The 14,750-nt window shown below is 69.8% G+C and carries 11 protein-coding genes; 8 read left to right on the top strand and 3 right to left on the bottom strand.

Annotated elements, in window-relative coordinates:
• The first annotated feature begins 127 nt into the window (after positions 1–127).
• From KY500_RS11320 to KY500_RS11310, 3 genes are all read left to right on the top strand, one after another.
• Positions 128–1,780 carry a class I SAM-dependent methyltransferase gene (locus tag KY500_RS11320; protein WP_370626800.1) on the top strand — a complete coding sequence of 551 codons (1,653 nt, stop codon included), beginning with the start codon at positions 128–130 and terminating at the stop codon, positions 1,778–1,780.
• Positions 1,781–1,979: 199 nt separating this feature from the next.
• Positions 1,980–3,428: an NAD(P)/FAD-dependent oxidoreductase gene (locus KY500_RS11315; RefSeq protein ID WP_219900666.1), complete on the top strand. Its 1,449-nt coding sequence runs from the start codon at positions 1,980–1,982 to the stop codon at positions 3,426–3,428.
• Positions 3,429–3,751: 323 nt separating this feature from the next.
• Positions 3,752–4,021, top strand: coding sequence for a hypothetical protein (locus KY500_RS11310; RefSeq protein WP_219900665.1), 270 nt, complete (start codon positions 3,752–3,754; stop codon positions 4,019–4,021).
• Positions 4,022–4,126: 105 nt separating this feature from the next.
• Here the strand turns inward: KY500_RS11310 and KY500_RS11305 are convergent, their stop codons facing one another.
• The 3 genes from KY500_RS11305 to KY500_RS11295 form a co-directional block, all read right to left on the bottom strand.
• Positions 4,127–4,897: a Pr6Pr family membrane protein gene (locus tag KY500_RS11305; RefSeq protein ID WP_219900664.1), complete on the bottom strand. Its 771-nt coding sequence runs from the start codon at positions 4,895–4,897 to the stop codon at positions 4,127–4,129.
• 113 nt (positions 4,898–5,010) lie between these two features.
• The gene (locus KY500_RS11300; RefSeq protein ID WP_219900663.1) at positions 5,011–5,280 is read right to left on the bottom strand and encodes an acylphosphatase; all 270 of its coding nucleotides are present in this window, start codon (positions 5,278–5,280) and stop codon (positions 5,011–5,013) included.
• 346 nt (positions 5,281–5,626) lie between these two features.
• Positions 5,627–6,649 (bottom strand): LacI family DNA-binding transcriptional regulator, encoded by a 1,023-nt coding sequence (locus KY500_RS11295; protein WP_219900662.1) that lies wholly within the window; start codon positions 6,647–6,649, stop codon positions 5,627–5,629.
• A 190-nt stretch (positions 6,650–6,839) separates the two neighbouring features.
• Here KY500_RS11295 and KY500_RS11290 point away from each other — a divergent pair, with 190 nt between their 5' ends.
• The 5 genes from KY500_RS11290 to KY500_RS11270 all read left to right on the top strand — a co-directional run bounded on the left by KY500_RS11290 (position 6,840) and on the right by KY500_RS11270 (position 14,700).
• Positions 6,840–8,906 (top strand): beta-galactosidase, encoded by a 2,067-nt coding sequence (locus tag KY500_RS11290; RefSeq protein WP_219900661.1) that lies wholly within the window; start codon positions 6,840–6,842, stop codon positions 8,904–8,906.
• A complete protein-coding gene (locus KY500_RS11285; RefSeq protein WP_219900660.1) occupies positions 8,903–9,844 on the top strand; it encodes a carbohydrate ABC transporter permease in 942 nt (313 codons plus the stop codon). Before KY500_RS11290 ends, KY500_RS11285 begins: the two co-directional genes overlap by 4 nt.
• Positions 9,841–10,761, top strand: coding sequence for a carbohydrate ABC transporter permease (locus tag KY500_RS11280; protein WP_219900659.1), 921 nt, complete (start codon positions 9,841–9,843; stop codon positions 10,759–10,761). The genes KY500_RS11285 and KY500_RS11280 overlap by 4 nt, the downstream gene beginning before the upstream one ends.
• A 96-nt stretch (positions 10,762–10,857) precedes the next feature.
• A complete protein-coding gene (locus KY500_RS11275; RefSeq protein ID WP_219900658.1) occupies positions 10,858–12,189 on the top strand; it encodes an ABC transporter substrate-binding protein in 1,332 nt (443 codons plus the stop codon).
• Positions 12,190–12,600: 411 nt separating this feature from the next.
• Positions 12,601–14,700 (top strand): alpha-galactosidase, encoded by a 2,100-nt coding sequence (locus tag KY500_RS11270; RefSeq protein ID WP_219900657.1) that lies wholly within the window; start codon positions 12,601–12,603, stop codon positions 14,698–14,700.
• The last annotated feature ends 50 nt before the right edge of the window (positions 14,701–14,750 follow it).

Below are 14,750 nucleotides of genomic sequence, written 5' to 3'. Positions count from 1 at the left end.
GGGTCTCCTAAGGAAGTGCGCTTCCGCCGACCACCCCGGGCGCGAAGCGCCCCCACAGCTCGACAGGCTCGACCATCGTATTGGGGCGGGGTCTGCCCGGATGCCGGGGGTGCAGTTGAATGGAGGGGTGACTGCACCTCTGATCGACCAGCTCCGCGCCGACCTCACCGCCGCCAACTTCTCGGTGACCGCTCTGACCGGGCTGTGGGGTATCGATGCCGATGCGGCGCTGCACCGCAACCAGCGGGTGCCGGCTCTCCGGGCGCTCGCCCGGCTGCGCGGCAGCCTGGTTGTGCTCGAGCCCAATGTGGTGCTTGCCCAGCTCTTCGTGCTCGGCCTGCCTGTGGAGCGGGACGAGCTGGATACCGCCCTGCCTACCCTCGGTGTGGCGGGCGCCGAGACGCTCGGCCTCGTCGGCGCCCACCACGCACACGCCGGCACCGCCGAGAATCCCACCGTGCACACCGGGCCTCGGCAGGTGGAGCCGCTGGTTCACCTGCGTCCGTACAGCTTCGTCGACGCGCACGGGGCCGGCAGTTGGTGGATCACCTCTGACCTGGGCGAACTGGCCCTCGGGCATCCGCTCGGCGAGAACCACGTGCTCGGCGTGGGGGGCGCCTCGCTCACCCTCAGCGCGCTGATGATCCCCGCCCCGGTCGAGAGCGCGCTCGACCTGGGCACCGGATGTGGCATCCAGGCGCTGCACGCCTCCCGGCACGCCGCCCGGGTGGTGGCCACCGACATCTCCGAGCGGGCCCTCGAGCTCGCGGCCTTGAATGCCCGGTTGAACCAGGTCGAGAACATCGAGTTCCGGCTGGGCAGCCTGTTCGAACCCGTGGCCGGTGAGCGGTTCGACCACATCATCTCCAACCCGCCGTTCGTGATCACCCCGCGGGTGGAGGGCGTGCCCAGCTACGAGTACCGCGACGGTGGCCTCGTCGGCGACGCCCTCGTGGAGGCCGTGGTGCGTGGCGCAGCCGCCCACCTCACGCCGGGTGGCGTCGCCCAGCTGCTCGGCAACTGGGAGTACCACGACGAGGCCGACGCCTTCGCCCGGCTGACCGGCTGGATCGACGCGCCGTACCCCGAGGACGGCGCGGGCGACGCGCCATCCGCCCCGCTGGACGCCTGGATCATCGAACGGGAGGTGCAGGCGCCCACCGGCTACGCCGAAACCTGGATCCGTGACGGCGGCACCCGCCCGGAGACCCCCGATTTCGATCGGCTCTACGGCGCCTGGCTCGACGACTTCGAGGCCCGCGGGGTGCGCCAGGTGGGTTTCGGTTACATGCTGCTGCGCCGCCCGGCCACGGATGCGCCGGCGCGCCACTCCGGGCATGTGCGGCCCCGCCTGCTGCGCCTCGAACGGCTGCCGGAGGCGCTCGGCCACAACGCGGCCGGCATCGGCAGCCATCTCGCCGAGTGCCTGGCGGCCCACTACTGGCAGGCCGGGCTCGACGACGATTCGTTGTCGCGCAGCACCCTCACGGTGGGCTCGGACGTCACCGAGGAGCGGCACTTCTGGCCCGGACAGGAGGATCCGACCCTGATGACTCTGCACCAGGGCGGCGGCTTCGGCCGGTCGGTGCCGCTGGACACGGCCCAGGCCGCCCTGATCGGCGCCTGCGACGGCGAACTGCCGGTGGGTGCGATCATCGATGCCATCGCCCAGCTGCTCGAGGCCGACGCCACGGCCCTCCGCGCCGAGCTGCTGCCGCGCGTGCGCGCCCTGCTCGACGACGGCTTCCTCGAGCCGCCCGCGGCCGGCTCGGGCGCCTGACCTGCCGGGGCTCAACTGTTGCCGATGCGGACATCTGCACCCGGTGCGCCGGGTGCACGTGTCCGCACGGGGACCAGGTGCCCGCCGGACGCGCCGGGTCGCGGCCGAAGCCCGGCGGCCCCGGCCTGAGGTAGCGTGAGTGGTACCACTTCGAGGGGCCGAGAGGAGTGCGTCAGCCGCCGGTGACGCGAGTGCAGCTATGGAACGACGGACCTTTCTGCTCAGCTCCCTCACCGGACTGTCGCTGCTCGCACTCAGCGGATGCGTGCCGCCCAAGCCCACTCCCACCGGCCCGCCGAGCCCCACCGCCACGCCCGCACCGTCCCTCGTGCCGCAACCGGCGGGGATGCTCCGCAGCTCCTGGTCCGAGGACCCGTTCGCCCGCGGTTCCTACAGCTTCGCCGCAGTGTCGTCCACTCCCCAGCAGCGGGAGGACCTCGCCGAACCCGTTCTCGACCGGCTCTTCTTCGCCGGTGAGGCGGTCTCCGCCGACGCGCCGGGCACGGTGCAGGGCGCCAGGGATGCCGGCCAGCGCGCCGCCCGGCTGCTGCAGTCTGCCGCCGAGCCGGGGGAGCGGGTGGCCGTGATCGGCGCCGGCGCGGCCGGCCTCGCCGCCGCTCGGCAGCTCGCCGACGCCGGATTCTCGGTGCTGGTGGTCGAGGCGCGCGACCGGCTCGGCGGCCGCATCGACACCGTGACCGACGACGCCTGGCCCGTGCCCGTGGAACTCGGCCCGTCGTTCATCGTGGGCGCAGACACGAGCTCCCTCGACGAGGAACTCACCGGCCTGGAGATCTCGCACGCCCCCTTCCCGCTCACGCCGGAGGCACGCACCGCGGCCGGCGCCGTGACCGAGGTGTCGACGGTCGGCGCCGACAGCGTCACGGCCGCGCTCACCTGGGCCGCCGCCCAGGCTCAGGACACCTCCCTGGCCAAGGCCCTCGTCGCAACCGGCTCGGCCACTCTCTCCCAGACGGATGGCGATGCGGGCGTCTCCGACGCCGACTGGCTGGACTACCAGCTCGCCACGTCCACCTCCCTGGAGTCCGGTGCCCCCGCCGACGACATGTCCGGCTGGTACACCCCCACCCCGCAGGCCTCCGCCGCCGCCGACGTGCGCATCGTACTCGGCGGCTATGGCGGACTGCTCAAGGAGGACGCCGCCGACCTCGACGTTCTCTACTCCAGTGTGGTGACCCGGGTGGCCTACACCGACGCATCCGTGAGCCTGCGCCTGGGCACCGGGGAGTCACTCACCGTGGACCGCGCCGTCGTTACCGTGCCGCTGGGCGTGCTGCAGGGCGACGTGATCGAGTTCGACCCCGCGCTGCCGTTCGCGCACCGCGGGGCGATCGCCGCGCTGGGGATGGGCACCGTTGACAAAATCTGGCTGCGCTTCGACGAACCGTTCTGGGACACCGAGGCGGCCCTGTGGACCACCGTGGGCGACGACACCCTCGCCTTCCGGGTGTGGGTGAACATGATGCCGCTCACGAACGAGCCGGTCCTGGTCGGTTTTGTCAGCGGAGACCAGGCATTGAAGCTGGCGAAGTCCGGCAACACCGAGTTCACCGACGCCGCGTTGCGCAGCCTCGAGCCTTTCGCGGCGCTGCCGACCACCAGTGCCACCCCGAGTCCCGCAGGCTGACCGGGCCTTCTACCGGAGGCGACGGGCACAGCGGTTCTGTCGCTAGAAAAGCTAAGCGAGCAAAACTCATAATAGGCGTGTAAGCTCACCGAAACGTCTAGTCGGTGAAGGGGCCGTCCGTCCAGGGACGCCCCACGGGGATGATCCAGTCGTTTGCCGATCACACGCGCCGACGGAGTGCGGTCGGGTCAGTTCAGTGGTGCCGTTCCGTCAGGTTCGGCACAGCGAACACAGTGTCTTCCGCCGTCGGCCGTCGGGTGTGGTCGCAATCCCGACGTTCCCAGCTCCGCGGCCAGTGCCCCTCCTGATTGACCGTGTGAACCATGTATATCCTGACCAATCTTGATTCGATGTCGTTACTCGACTTCGACATCAATCTGCCCTGCGAGGGCAGCCATCACCATCGCAGCCTGAGCGGACACTCCGCCGCCGAGCCGGGCGCCTTCATGGTGATCTCGCCGTGCTGCGGCCCCAAGGTGATCCAGTGCTCGCCCCGGGTGTCGGCCATGCAGGCCTCCGGCGTGCTCTACTGCGGCATCTGCGAAACCGAACACCTCACCAGCCAGTACACTTTCGTTCCCGTCGAGGCCTAGCGGCGGATGCCGGCCGGCCGGCGGCGCATCCGCGTGATGCGCCGCCACAGCCGGGGTCTACCGCACCGGTCGGTTGCACGAGACCGCCGGTCTCGCCTGCCGAGGTTAGTTGGGCACGGATGAGCTGCGGTCACCGCGCGAGCGGGGCCGCCAGCTGAGCCTGGACGTGGCCACAAGCAGCGAGGCGATGGCGAGGAACAGGGCCACCGCGATCAGGCAATAGAGCACCGTCTCGAGCGGGCCGCTGACCTGGGCCGGGTCGAGGAAGAAGTACGGGTACCAGCCCACGAAGGATCCGCGCACGAGCGTGAAGATGCCCCAAACGAAGGGGTACGGCAGGATCCAGCGCAGGAAGCGCCAGGACAGCCGGGCTTTGCCGGTGTCCGTCAGCCAGTCCAGCAGCGCGAGCGTGGGGATGTAGAAATGCAGCACCTGGCTCGGCCAAGGCACCTCGATCGTGTAATCGCGTGACGACGACTGGATGACGATGGTGAGGAAGACGATGCCAGACACGATGATGTAGGTGGTGACGAGGGCTCGGAAGATGTCCAGCCACTGCGGATCCTTCTCGTGCCGGAACGCCACGACGGCGCCGAGAATGAACGCGACGACCGCGGCGATGGCGCTCTGCACCGTGAAATAGGTGAACACGTTGTACGCGGCGAAGGTCGGAAACAGCAGTACATATTCGTAGTTGCCGACCAACCCGACGATGCCGGCGATGGCCAGGACCAGCCGTCCGTAGCCGTAACCGGCACGCAGCGTCAGGCGTCGGCGCGCGGGCAACGGCTTACGCGCCTTCGGTTCCCCCTGGGTGTCGGGGGAGTCGCGCACCGTTGGTCCCGTCCGGCCGGGACCGGATGCCTGCGCGCCCATGCTCCCACGCTACGCCAGAGAGCCGGTCGCCCGCGGACACCGCCCCGTCGGTCGCGGTCTACCGGTCGTTCAGTCGCCCTTCACCGCGCGTTCAGACGCCCCGGGCGGCCCGGTCAGATGCGGATGCTGAAGCTCGCCTCGCCGTGCTCGGTCAGGTCCGTCACCTGCACAGATTCCACGCTCGCCGAGCCCGGTCCTCGGTGCAGCCAGGTGAGCATCCGCTCGACGGCTTCGTCGTCGCCCTCGATCTCGGTCTCCACGGCTCCGTCGGACCGGTTGCGCACGTATCCGCCGAGGCCGAGCGAACTGGCCTGCGCCTCGGTGTAGTACCGGAAGCCCACGCCCTGCACCATCCCGTTGACGATCACCCGCTTGCGACTCACGGCACTATTCTGCGCGTCCCCGCCTGCCCCGACAACCCCGCGCGCACCCCGCCCCTTTCGTGAGTTGTCCGCATCGGGACCAGTAGCGCCGCGAACGAGCGCGCGCCCAGCTCGTTGGTTGAGCTTGTCGAAACCTGGTGACGTGCGTCGGGGAGTCGGCTCGCGGGGTCTCGACGGGCTCGACCGGCGTGTGGTTGACCTTGCGTGCGTTGGTTGAGCTTGTCGAAACCTGGTGACGTGCGTCGGAGAGCCGGCTCACCGGGTCTCGACAGGCTCGACCAGCGATCGGGGGCGTTGACAGGATTGGGCGACGATCGGGGGCGCTGGCGTGATTGGCCGCGGCCGGTCAGGCGGAGTCGCGCCAGACGATCTCGGTGTCGAGCAGGATGCCGCCAAGCTCCGGGGCCTCGCCGCGGAGCTGGCTGAGCACCGATTCGGCCGCGCGCTGGCCCAGGCCGTTGGCCGGCTGGCGAACCGTGGAGAGCAGCGGCTGGCAGCGGAGGGCCCATGCACTGTCGTCGAAGCCCACGATGCCCACGTCGCTCGGCACGCTCCGGCCGGCCTCGCGCAGCGCGTTGAGGGCGCCCGCGGCGATGACGTCCGACGCCGCGAATACCCCGTCGATCAGCGGGTCCTTGGCCAGCAGGGCCCGCATGCCGTCGCGGCCATCGGTGTAGGTGTAGAGCGGCACCGGGGCCACCAGATCGGGGTCGAACCGGTCGCCCAGTGCATCCGTGAACCCGGCCAGGCGGTCGGAGCCGGAGTCACGGTCGAGGGCGGCGGCGATCATGCCGATGCGGCGGCGTCCGGTGCCGATCAGGCGCTCGGTGATGGCCCGGGCGGCGGCCCGGTTGTTGATTCCCACGTACGGCAGGTCGCGCAGGTCCTGCGGATGCCCGACGAAGGCCGCGGGTAGGTCCAGGCGTTCGATAACGCGTGTGATCGGGTCTTGTTCTCGCGCGGAGACGACGACGACACCGTCGACGAAGCCGCCGCTGAGGTAGCGCGCCACCCGTTCGGTGTCGCGGTCGGACTCGATCACCAAGCTGACCATCTGGTAGTCCGCCCGGGAGAGCGCGCTGTTGGCGCCGAGCAGGATCTCGCCGATGTTCGGGTCTTCGAGGAATAGGGAGTGCGGCTCGTGCACGACGAGGCCCACGGCCTGCGAGCGCTGCATGACGAGGTTGCGGGCGGCCGTGTTCGGTACGTAGCCGACCTTCTCGATGGCCGCCTCGATCGCGATGCGCGCCTCGGCCGACACGTAGGGTTCGTTGTTGACGACCCGACTCACGGTGCCGCGGGAGACCCCCGCCTCCGCGGCGACATCGTGGATCGTCGCGCGCTTGCGCCGGCCCGGAATTGTCACCATTCGATAACTGTACCGGTCGTCCGGCTTGACATCTGTGCCGCGCTGTACTTACTCTGTGTACGTTCACAGACACTCAATGAGGAGTCATTTGCTCCCCGATCTGTGCACGTTCACAGAACGTCAGACCGAGGATGGCCCGTCAGGGCCGGCCGCCGGACCGGCACCACACCCCCCGTCCAAGCAGGAGCACATGAACACCCCACCAGCCACCCCGGTTGTGACGCACCAGGTCACCCGGACGACCCCGTTCGTGCAGAACGGCATCGCCTACGGCTGCGACTACAACCCCGAGCAGTGGGGTCCAGCGGTCTGGGCCGAGGATGTGCTGCTCATGCAGCAGGCCGGCGTCGACCTGGTGGCGATCAACATCTTCGGCTGGTCCAACCTCGAGCCCGCGCCCGGCGTCTACGACTTCACCCTGCTCGACACCATCGTCGACCTGCTCCACGCCCACGGCATCCGGGTGAACCTCGGCACCGGCACCTCATCGCCGCCGCCGTGGCTGACCACGCTGCACCCGGAGATCCTGCCCGAGACCGAAGACGGCACCACCCGCTACTCCGGCGGCCGCCAGGCCTGGTGCCCGAGCTCCCCGGTCTTCCGCGAGCACGCGCTGCGCCTGGTGGAGAAGGTCGCCGAGCGGTACGGCGCCCACCCGGCCGTGGCCCTGTGGCACGTCTCCAACGAGCTCGGCTGCCACAACGCGCTCTGCTACGACGACGACACCGCCGCCGCGTTCCGCCGCTGGCTCGAGCAGAAGTACGGCAGCATCGCCGCGCTCAACACCGCCTGGGGCACGAGCTTCTGGAGCCAGCGCTACAGCGCCTGGGCCGAGGTGCACACCCCCCGGCTCACCCTCTCCAGCCGCAACCCCGGCCAGGTGCTCGACTTCCACAGGTTCAGCTCCGACGAGCTGCTCGGCTACTACAAGGCCGAAGAGGCCGTCATCCGGCGCCACAGCCAGGTGCCGGTCACGACGAACTTCATGGTCACCGCGCACATCAAGAACCTCGACTACTGGTCCTGGGCATCCGCCGTGGACGTCGTCGCGAACGACCACTACCTCGACCACCGGCTCGCCGACCCCACCACCGAACTGGCCTTCGCCGCCGACCTCACCCGCGGGCTCGCCGGCGGCGACGGCTGGCTGCTCATGGAGCAGGCCACCAGCGCGGTCAACTGGCAGCCGCTGAACATCGCCAAGACACCGGGGGAGATGACCCGCAACTCGCTCTCCCACGTGGCCCGCGGCGCCGAGGGCATCTGCTACTTCCAGTGGCGCGCCTCGCAGCAGGGCTCGGAGAAGTTCCACTCCGCCCTGGTGCCGCACGCCGGCACCGACACCGTGCTCTGGCGTGAGGTGGTCGAACTGGGCGCCACCCTCGACAAGCTCGACGAGGTGATCGGCACCCGTGTCGTGGCGGATGCCGCGATCCTGTTCAGCTGGGAAGCCTGGTGGGCCGGCGACAACGAGTCCCGCCCGTCCCAGTCGGTGACGTACCTCGAGCAGGTGCACGCCGCCTACACCGCGCTGCACCGGCTCGGCGTCACGGTCGACATCGTCTCCCCGGATGCCGACCTCAGCGCGTACAACCTCGTGGTGGTGCCCGCGCTGTACCTGGTCACCGATCACCAGGCCGAGAACCTCGCCGGGTTTGTCGCCGCGGGCGGCCACGCCCTGGTGACCTTCTACAGCGGCATCGTCGACGAAGACGACCGGGTGCGCCTCGGCGGCTACCCCGGCGCATTCCGCGACCTGCTCGGCGTCACGGTGGAGGAGTTCTCCCCGCTGGCCCCCGGCCATCCTGTGCTTCTGGACGGCGGCCCGGCCGGGCTGTCCGCCGCCGCTACCGGCACCCTGTGGAGCGAACGGCTGCGCCTGAGAGGTGCCGAGGCCCTGGCCAGCTACGCCGCCGGGCCCCTCGCCGGCGTCCCCGCCGTCACCCGCAACGCGCACGGGGCCGGTGCCGCCTGGTACCTGGCCACCGCGCCCGACGCCGACGCCTACCGCGACCTGCTGCGCACCATCGCCGAGCAGGCCCGCGTCACCGCGGTCGGCCCGGAGGGCGACGGCCTCGTCGAGGTCATCCGTCGCGCCGCAGCCGACCGCTCATACCGCTTCATCATCAACCACGGCGACACCGACGTGGAGGTGAGCGCGGCGGGGGTCGAGCTCGTCACCGGCGCCGACGTTTCCCGCACACTGCGCGTACCGGCCGGAGCCGTGCGCGTTCTCAGAGAGGACACCGCATCATGAGCGCACCAGCCCTTCCGGCCGCGGATGCCCGGAGCGCGGCACCCCGCAGCCCGGCACCGAAGCCCCGCAAGATCAAGGTGGCGCACCCGAGGGCGATCGCCGTCTTCATCGTGCCGTTCGCCGTCTTGTTCACGTTGTTCTACCTGATCCCGATCGGGTACGCGATTTACCAGTCGCTGCTCGTGGTGGAGCGGGACGGCACCTTCGGCAAGGCCACCCAGGTTTTCGGCGGCCTGACGCAGTACATCGCCGTGTTCCAGAACGGCCCGTTCTGGGAGTCCATCGGCCGGGTGCTCGCCTTCGGCGTGGTGCAGGTCCCGGTGATGCTCGGCCTGGCGCTGCTCTTCGCACTGCTGCTGGACAGCCCGCTGCTTCGTGGCAAGCGCTTCTTCCGGCTCGCGTTCTTCGTGCCCTACGCCGTTCCTGGCGTCATCGCCGCGATCATGTGGGGCTTCCTCTACTCGCCCAACCTGTCGCCGTTCACAGCGCTCACCAGCAACATCAGCTTCCTCTCCGCCGACCTGGTGCTCTGGGCCATCGCGAACGTCGTCACCTGGGTCTACGTGGGCTACAACATGCTCATCATCTACTCGGCCCTGCTGGCCATCCCCACCGAGATCTACGAGGCCGCCCGCCTCGACGGCGCCGGCCAGTTCCGCATCGCCTGGTCGATCAAGATCCCGCTGATCATGCCCGCCATCGTGCTCACCGGCATCTTCTCCATCATCGGCACCCTGCAGCTGCTCGCCGAGCCGCAGGTGTTCCGCACCTTCAGCTCCGCGGTGACCAGCACGTTCACCCCGAACCTGATGGTCTACTCCACCTCCTCGATCCCCAACGTGAGCCTCGCCGCGGCCTTCAGCGTGGTGCTGGCCCTGGCCACCTTCGTGCTCTCGTTCTCGTTCCTCAAGTTCACCCAGCGGAAGGAAGGCAAATGAGCGCCCTCACCGAGTCTCCGGCCGTCTCCCGCGCCTCCAAGCGCGCCAGGAACGCCGCCAACCCCGCCCCCAAGGGGCCCAAGGAGAGCCCGCTCGCCCGCGTCGGTGCGATGACCGTGATGCTCGTCTTCACGCTCTACTTCCTCATCCCGATCTGGTGGCTGTTCATCGCCGGCACCAAGTCGAGCGGCCAGTTCACCAGCACCAACCCGCTCTGGTTCGCCGACTTCAACCTGTTCGCCAACATCGGCAACCTGGTCGCCTACCGTGACGGCGTCTTCCTCAAGTGGATGCTCAACAGCGCCCTCTACGCCGGCGCTGGCGCCCTGCTGGCCACCCTGTTCGCCGGCATGGCCGGCTACGCCCTGGCGAAGTACCGCTTCCCGGGCCGGGAACTGCTCTTCAACATCGTGCTCGGTGGGGTGCTCGTGCCCGCCACCGCGCTGGCGCTGCCGCTGTTCCTGATCTTCAGCCAGGTCAGCCTGACCAACACGTTCTGGGCGGTGTTCCTGCCCAGCCTGGTCAGCCCGTTCGGCGTGTACCTCACCCGCATCTTCGCCGCGGCGAGTGTGCCCGACGAACTGATCGAGGCCGCCCGCCTCGACGGGGCCGGCGAGGTGCGCACCTTCTTCACCGTGTCCGTGAAGCTGATGTTCCCCGCCCTGGTCACGGTGTTCCTCTTCCAGTTCGTGGCCATCTGGAACAACTTCTTCCTGCCGCTGATCATGCTGCGCGACGAGACCCTGTTCCCGGTCACCCTGGGCCTCTACGCCTGGAACTCCCAGGTCAACCAGATCCCCGAACTGCGCGGCTATGTGCTTATCGGCGCGCTGTTGTCGATCATCCCGCTCATCATCCTGTTCCTGCTGCTGCAGCGCTTCTGGCGCAACGGCCTCGGCGCCGGCAGCGTCAAGTAACCTCCTCAACTTCTCGACCGTACGACCAGCCTTACCCGCACCATCCGCACCACCTTGCACCACTCCTTTTCAGCGAAAACCCAACAAAGGAAAACAATGCGAATCACGAAGAGAGCGGCCACTGTTGCCCTGCTCACCGCTGCGACGGTAGCCCTCACCGGCTGCTCCACCGCCGCATCGACCGGTGGCAGCGCCGATGCTGCCGACTGTGCTCCCTCCGACGGCAAGGTCAACCTGACCTTCACGTCGTGGATCCCCGGCATCGAAGACGTCGTCGACGTCTGGAACAAGGCCAACCCCGACATCCAGGTGGCCGTGCAGACCGGCCCGAACGGCAACGGCGGCACCTACGCCAACTTCTTCAACCAGCTCGAGGCCGGCAACGCGCCCGACCTCGGCCAGATCGAGTACGACGCGCTGCCCAACTTCCGCGTGCAGGACGGCCTGATGAACCTCGCCTCCTGCGACGGCGTCATGGACGCCAAGTCCGACTTCGTCGACTGGACCTGGGGCCAGGTCAGCTTCAACGAAGACGACTCCGTCTACGCGATCCCGCAGGACTCCGGCCCCATGGCCATGTTCTACCGCGCCGACCTCTTCGCCGCGAACAACATCGCCATCCCCACCACCTGGGATGAGTTCGCCACGGCTGCCGAGCAGGTGCGCGCCACGGGCTCGTACATCACCAACTTCTCGCAGAGTGACATCAACCAGTTCGCCGGACTCGTCTGGCAGGCCGGCGGCACCTGGTTCGGCAACGACGGCACCGACTGGAACGTCGACCTGACCGGCGACGAGTCCATCAAGGTCGCCGACTACTGGCAGGACCTGATCGACCGGGACCTCGTCTCGACCCAGCCGCCGTGGACCACCGAGTGGGACAACGCCTACAACACCGGCGCCGCCTGGACCTGGAACTCCGCAGCCTGGGGTGCAAACTCCATCGCCAGCGGCGCGCCCGACACCGCGGGCAAGTGGGCCGTCGCGGCCTCCCCGCAGTGGGAAGCCGGCGATGAGGCCAGCGGCAACTGGGGTGGCTCGTCCACCGCAGTGTTCACCGGCTCCAAGCACCCGTACGAAGCCGCGCAGTTCGCCCTGTGGCTGAACAGCTCCAGCGAGTCGCTCACCATGCTCAACGAGTCGGCCAACCTGTACCCGGCCGCCAAGGACGGACTCGACCTCCCCGTGCTCAAGGAAGGCGTGGAGTTCTACGGCAACCAGCCGATCTACGACGTCTTCGCGAAGGCATCCGGCGAGGTCTCCAGCGACTTCGTCTGGGGTCCGACCATGACGCAGACGTACAACGACGTCTCGGACGGCTTCAAGGCCGCAGTGAGTGGCAACGGCACCCTCGCCGAGGCCCTCACCACCGGTCAGAGCGCCACCATCAAGGCCCTGCAGGCGCAGTCCATTCCCGTCAAGGAGTAGCCACCGCTTGATCGCCTGAGTCACCCGTACCGCCCGGCGCGTTTCGCGCCGGGCGGTGCGGTGCGTGTGCGCCGCGCTTACGCCGCGCGAGGGTGACTCACCGGCGGTGCGCGGGTGTGGCGCCGTTTCGCGGGTGGCGTGCTGCCCGCGTTGCGGCGCGTGACCCGCGTTGCTCGGCACGGCGCCGTGCAGGTGCCGGGCCGGGGTGGCGCATGACCCGCGCAGCGGCGTGCTGCCCGCGTTGCGGCGCGTGACCCGCGTTGCTCGGCACGGCGCCGTGCAGGTGCCGGGCCGGGGTGGCGCATGACCCGCGCAGCGGCGTGCTTCCCGCGCAGCCCGGGGCAGCAGCTCGGCAGGAGCACCCGACTCACGCACTATCGTTCCCCCATAACCATCGAAAGAAGTAGTGTCATGATCTCCCACCTCCGCGCCTCCGGCACCAGCCTCGTTCTCGACGCCACCGGGCCGGGTGCCCCGGTGATCGTGCACTGGGGCGCCGACCTCGGCGAGCTGACCGACCCCGAATTGCAGACTCTCGCCGCGGCGAGCGTGCCGCCCGTGGGCCCCAGCTCGATCGACTCGCCGCTCAGGCTCTCCCTACTGCCGACCCTGCACGAGGGCTGGAGCGGACGCCCCGGCCTCGGGGGGTTCCGCCCCGGGGAGGGACACACCGACCTGGCCCTCGCGCTCGTCGACGTGCACGTGCGGGGCGCGAACGCGGTGACGGTCGAGCTGGTGGATGCGGCCGCATCCGTCAGCGTCGCCACCGAACTCGAACTGACCGTGCAGGGTGTGCTGCGCCTTCGGCACACTCTGACGAACTCCGGCGACAGCGGCTTCGAGCTCGCCGGCCTGGACGCAATCCTGCCGGTGCCCGACCGGGCGGGGGAGATCCTCGACTTCACCGGGCTGTGGAGCCACGAACGCCGCCCGCAGCGCAGCACCCTCGGCCAGGGCGTGTGGAGCCGGGAGTCCCGGCACGGCCGGCCCGGCCACGACGACTCCTATCTCACGGTGGCCGGCACGCCCGGTTTCGGGTTCCGGCACGGCGAGGTATGGGCCGTGCACCTGGCCTGGAGCGGCGACAAGCGGGTCTGGGCCGAACGCAGTGCGCTCGGCTACGCCGTGCTCGGCGCCGGCGAACTGCTCACGCCCGGCGAGCTCAGCCTCGCCGCCGGCGAGAGCTACACCAGTCCGTGGACCGTCGCGGTCTACTCCGACGCCGGCCTCGACGGGCTCAGCGCACGCCTGCACCCGTGGATCCGCTCCTGGTCCACCGTGCGCGGGCCGCGCCCGGTGCTGCTGAACACCTGGGAGGCCGTGTACTTCGACCACGACCTGGAGACCCTCGGCCGGCTCGTCGATGCCGCCGCCCGGGTGGGCGTGGAGCGTTTTGTGCTCGACGACGGCTGGTTCTCCGGCCGTACCGACGACCAGCGTGCGCTCGGCGACTGGTTCGTGGATGCCGCCAAGTGGCCTGAGGGTCTGCACCCGCTGGTGCGGCGCGTCACCGACGCCGGCCTCGACTTCGGCCTCTGGGTGGAACCCGAGATGGTCAACCCCGACTCCGACCTGGCCCGCGCGCACCCGGACTGGCTGCTCGGCTCCGCCGCCGCCCCCACCTGGCGCGGCCAGCGGGTGCTCGACCTCGGCAACCCCGACGCGTTCGCCTGGCTGCTCGAACGCCTCACGGCGCTTCTGGTGGAATACCCGATCAGCTACCTCAAATGGGACCACAACCGGGACCTGCTCGGCGGCTCAGCGCACCGGCAGACCGCCGCGCTGTACCGGCTCATCGACGCCGTGCGGGCCGCGCAGCCGGGCCTGGAGATCGAGTCCTGCGCCTCCGGCGGCGGACGCATCGACCTGGGGATCCTCGAACGGGTGGACCGGGTCTGGACCAGCGACACCAACGACCCGCTGGAGCGCCAGCAGATCCAGCGGTACACGAGCGTGCTCGTGCCGCCGGAGTACCTCGGCGGCCACCTCGGCGCCGCGACCGCGCACACCACCGGCCGCACCTCCGCGCTGGGGTTCCGGCTGGCCACGGCCCTGTTCGGCAGCGCCGGCATCGAGTGGGACCTCACCCAGGCCAGCCCCGCGGAGCTCGACCAGATCGCCGCCTGGATCGCCGTGTACAAGGAGCGCCGCGCCCTGTTGCACGGCGGGGTCGTGGTGCACACCGATGGGTCCGACCCGGCGATCGAACTGCACGGGGTCGTCGCGGCGGATGCGTCCTCAGCGGTGTTCGCGCAGGTCGCACTGGCCGCACCCCGGGCAGCGCTGCCCGCGCCGATCCGGTTCGCCGGGCTCGACCCCGAGCGGCGCTACCGGGTGCAGGCGTTGCTCGTGGGGCCGGCGCCGCACACGATGCAGACCGTGCCACCGGCCTGGCTGGCCGAGGGCGCCCCCGAGCTGGTGCTCACGGGCGCCGTGCTGACCCGGGTGGGCCTGCCCGCCCCGCTGCTCACCCCTGAGCAGGCCGCCCTGTTCACCCTCGACGCGGTCTGACCCGCACTGCCCGCCCGTTTTCGCGAAAGCTGCCGTAGGGCTGCTTCGTG

It is taken from the genome of Cryobacterium sp. PAMC25264, from assembly GCF_019443325.1.
Classification (GTDB): domain Bacteria; phylum Actinomycetota; class Actinomycetes; order Actinomycetales; family Microbacteriaceae; genus Cryobacterium.
Note: the sequence above shows the minus strand (reverse complement) of the source record. Positions and strands in the feature narration are given on the sequence as shown.

Bases quoted from the DNA above. Each gene is read 5' to 3' on its own strand.
- KY500_RS11315 (WP_219900666.1), top strand. From the start codon at position 1,980: ATGGAACGACGGACCTTTCTGCTCAGCTCCCTCACCGGACTGTCGCTG.
- KY500_RS11310 (WP_219900665.1), top strand. From the start codon at position 3,752: ATGTATATCCTGACCAATCTTGATTCGATGTCGTTACTCGACTTCGAC.
- KY500_RS11305 (WP_219900664.1), bottom strand. From the start codon at position 4,897: ATGGGCGCGCAGGCATCCGGTCCCGGCCGGACGGGACCAACGGTGCGC.
- KY500_RS11295 (WP_219900662.1), bottom strand. From the start codon at position 6,649: ATGGTGACAATTCCGGGCCGGCGCAAGCGCGCGACGATCCACGATGTC.
- KY500_RS11290 (WP_219900661.1), top strand. From the start codon at position 6,840: ATGAACACCCCACCAGCCACCCCGGTTGTGACGCACCAGGTCACCCGG.
- KY500_RS11285 (WP_219900660.1), top strand. From the start codon at position 8,903: ATGAGCGCACCAGCCCTTCCGGCCGCGGATGCCCGGAGCGCGGCACCC.
- KY500_RS11280 (WP_219900659.1), top strand. From the start codon at position 9,841: ATGAGCGCCCTCACCGAGTCTCCGGCCGTCTCCCGCGCCTCCAAGCGC.
- KY500_RS11275 (WP_219900658.1), top strand. From the start codon at position 10,858: ATGCGAATCACGAAGAGAGCGGCCACTGTTGCCCTGCTCACCGCTGCG.
- KY500_RS11270 (WP_219900657.1), top strand. From the start codon at position 12,601: ATGATCTCCCACCTCCGCGCCTCCGGCACCAGCCTCGTTCTCGACGCC.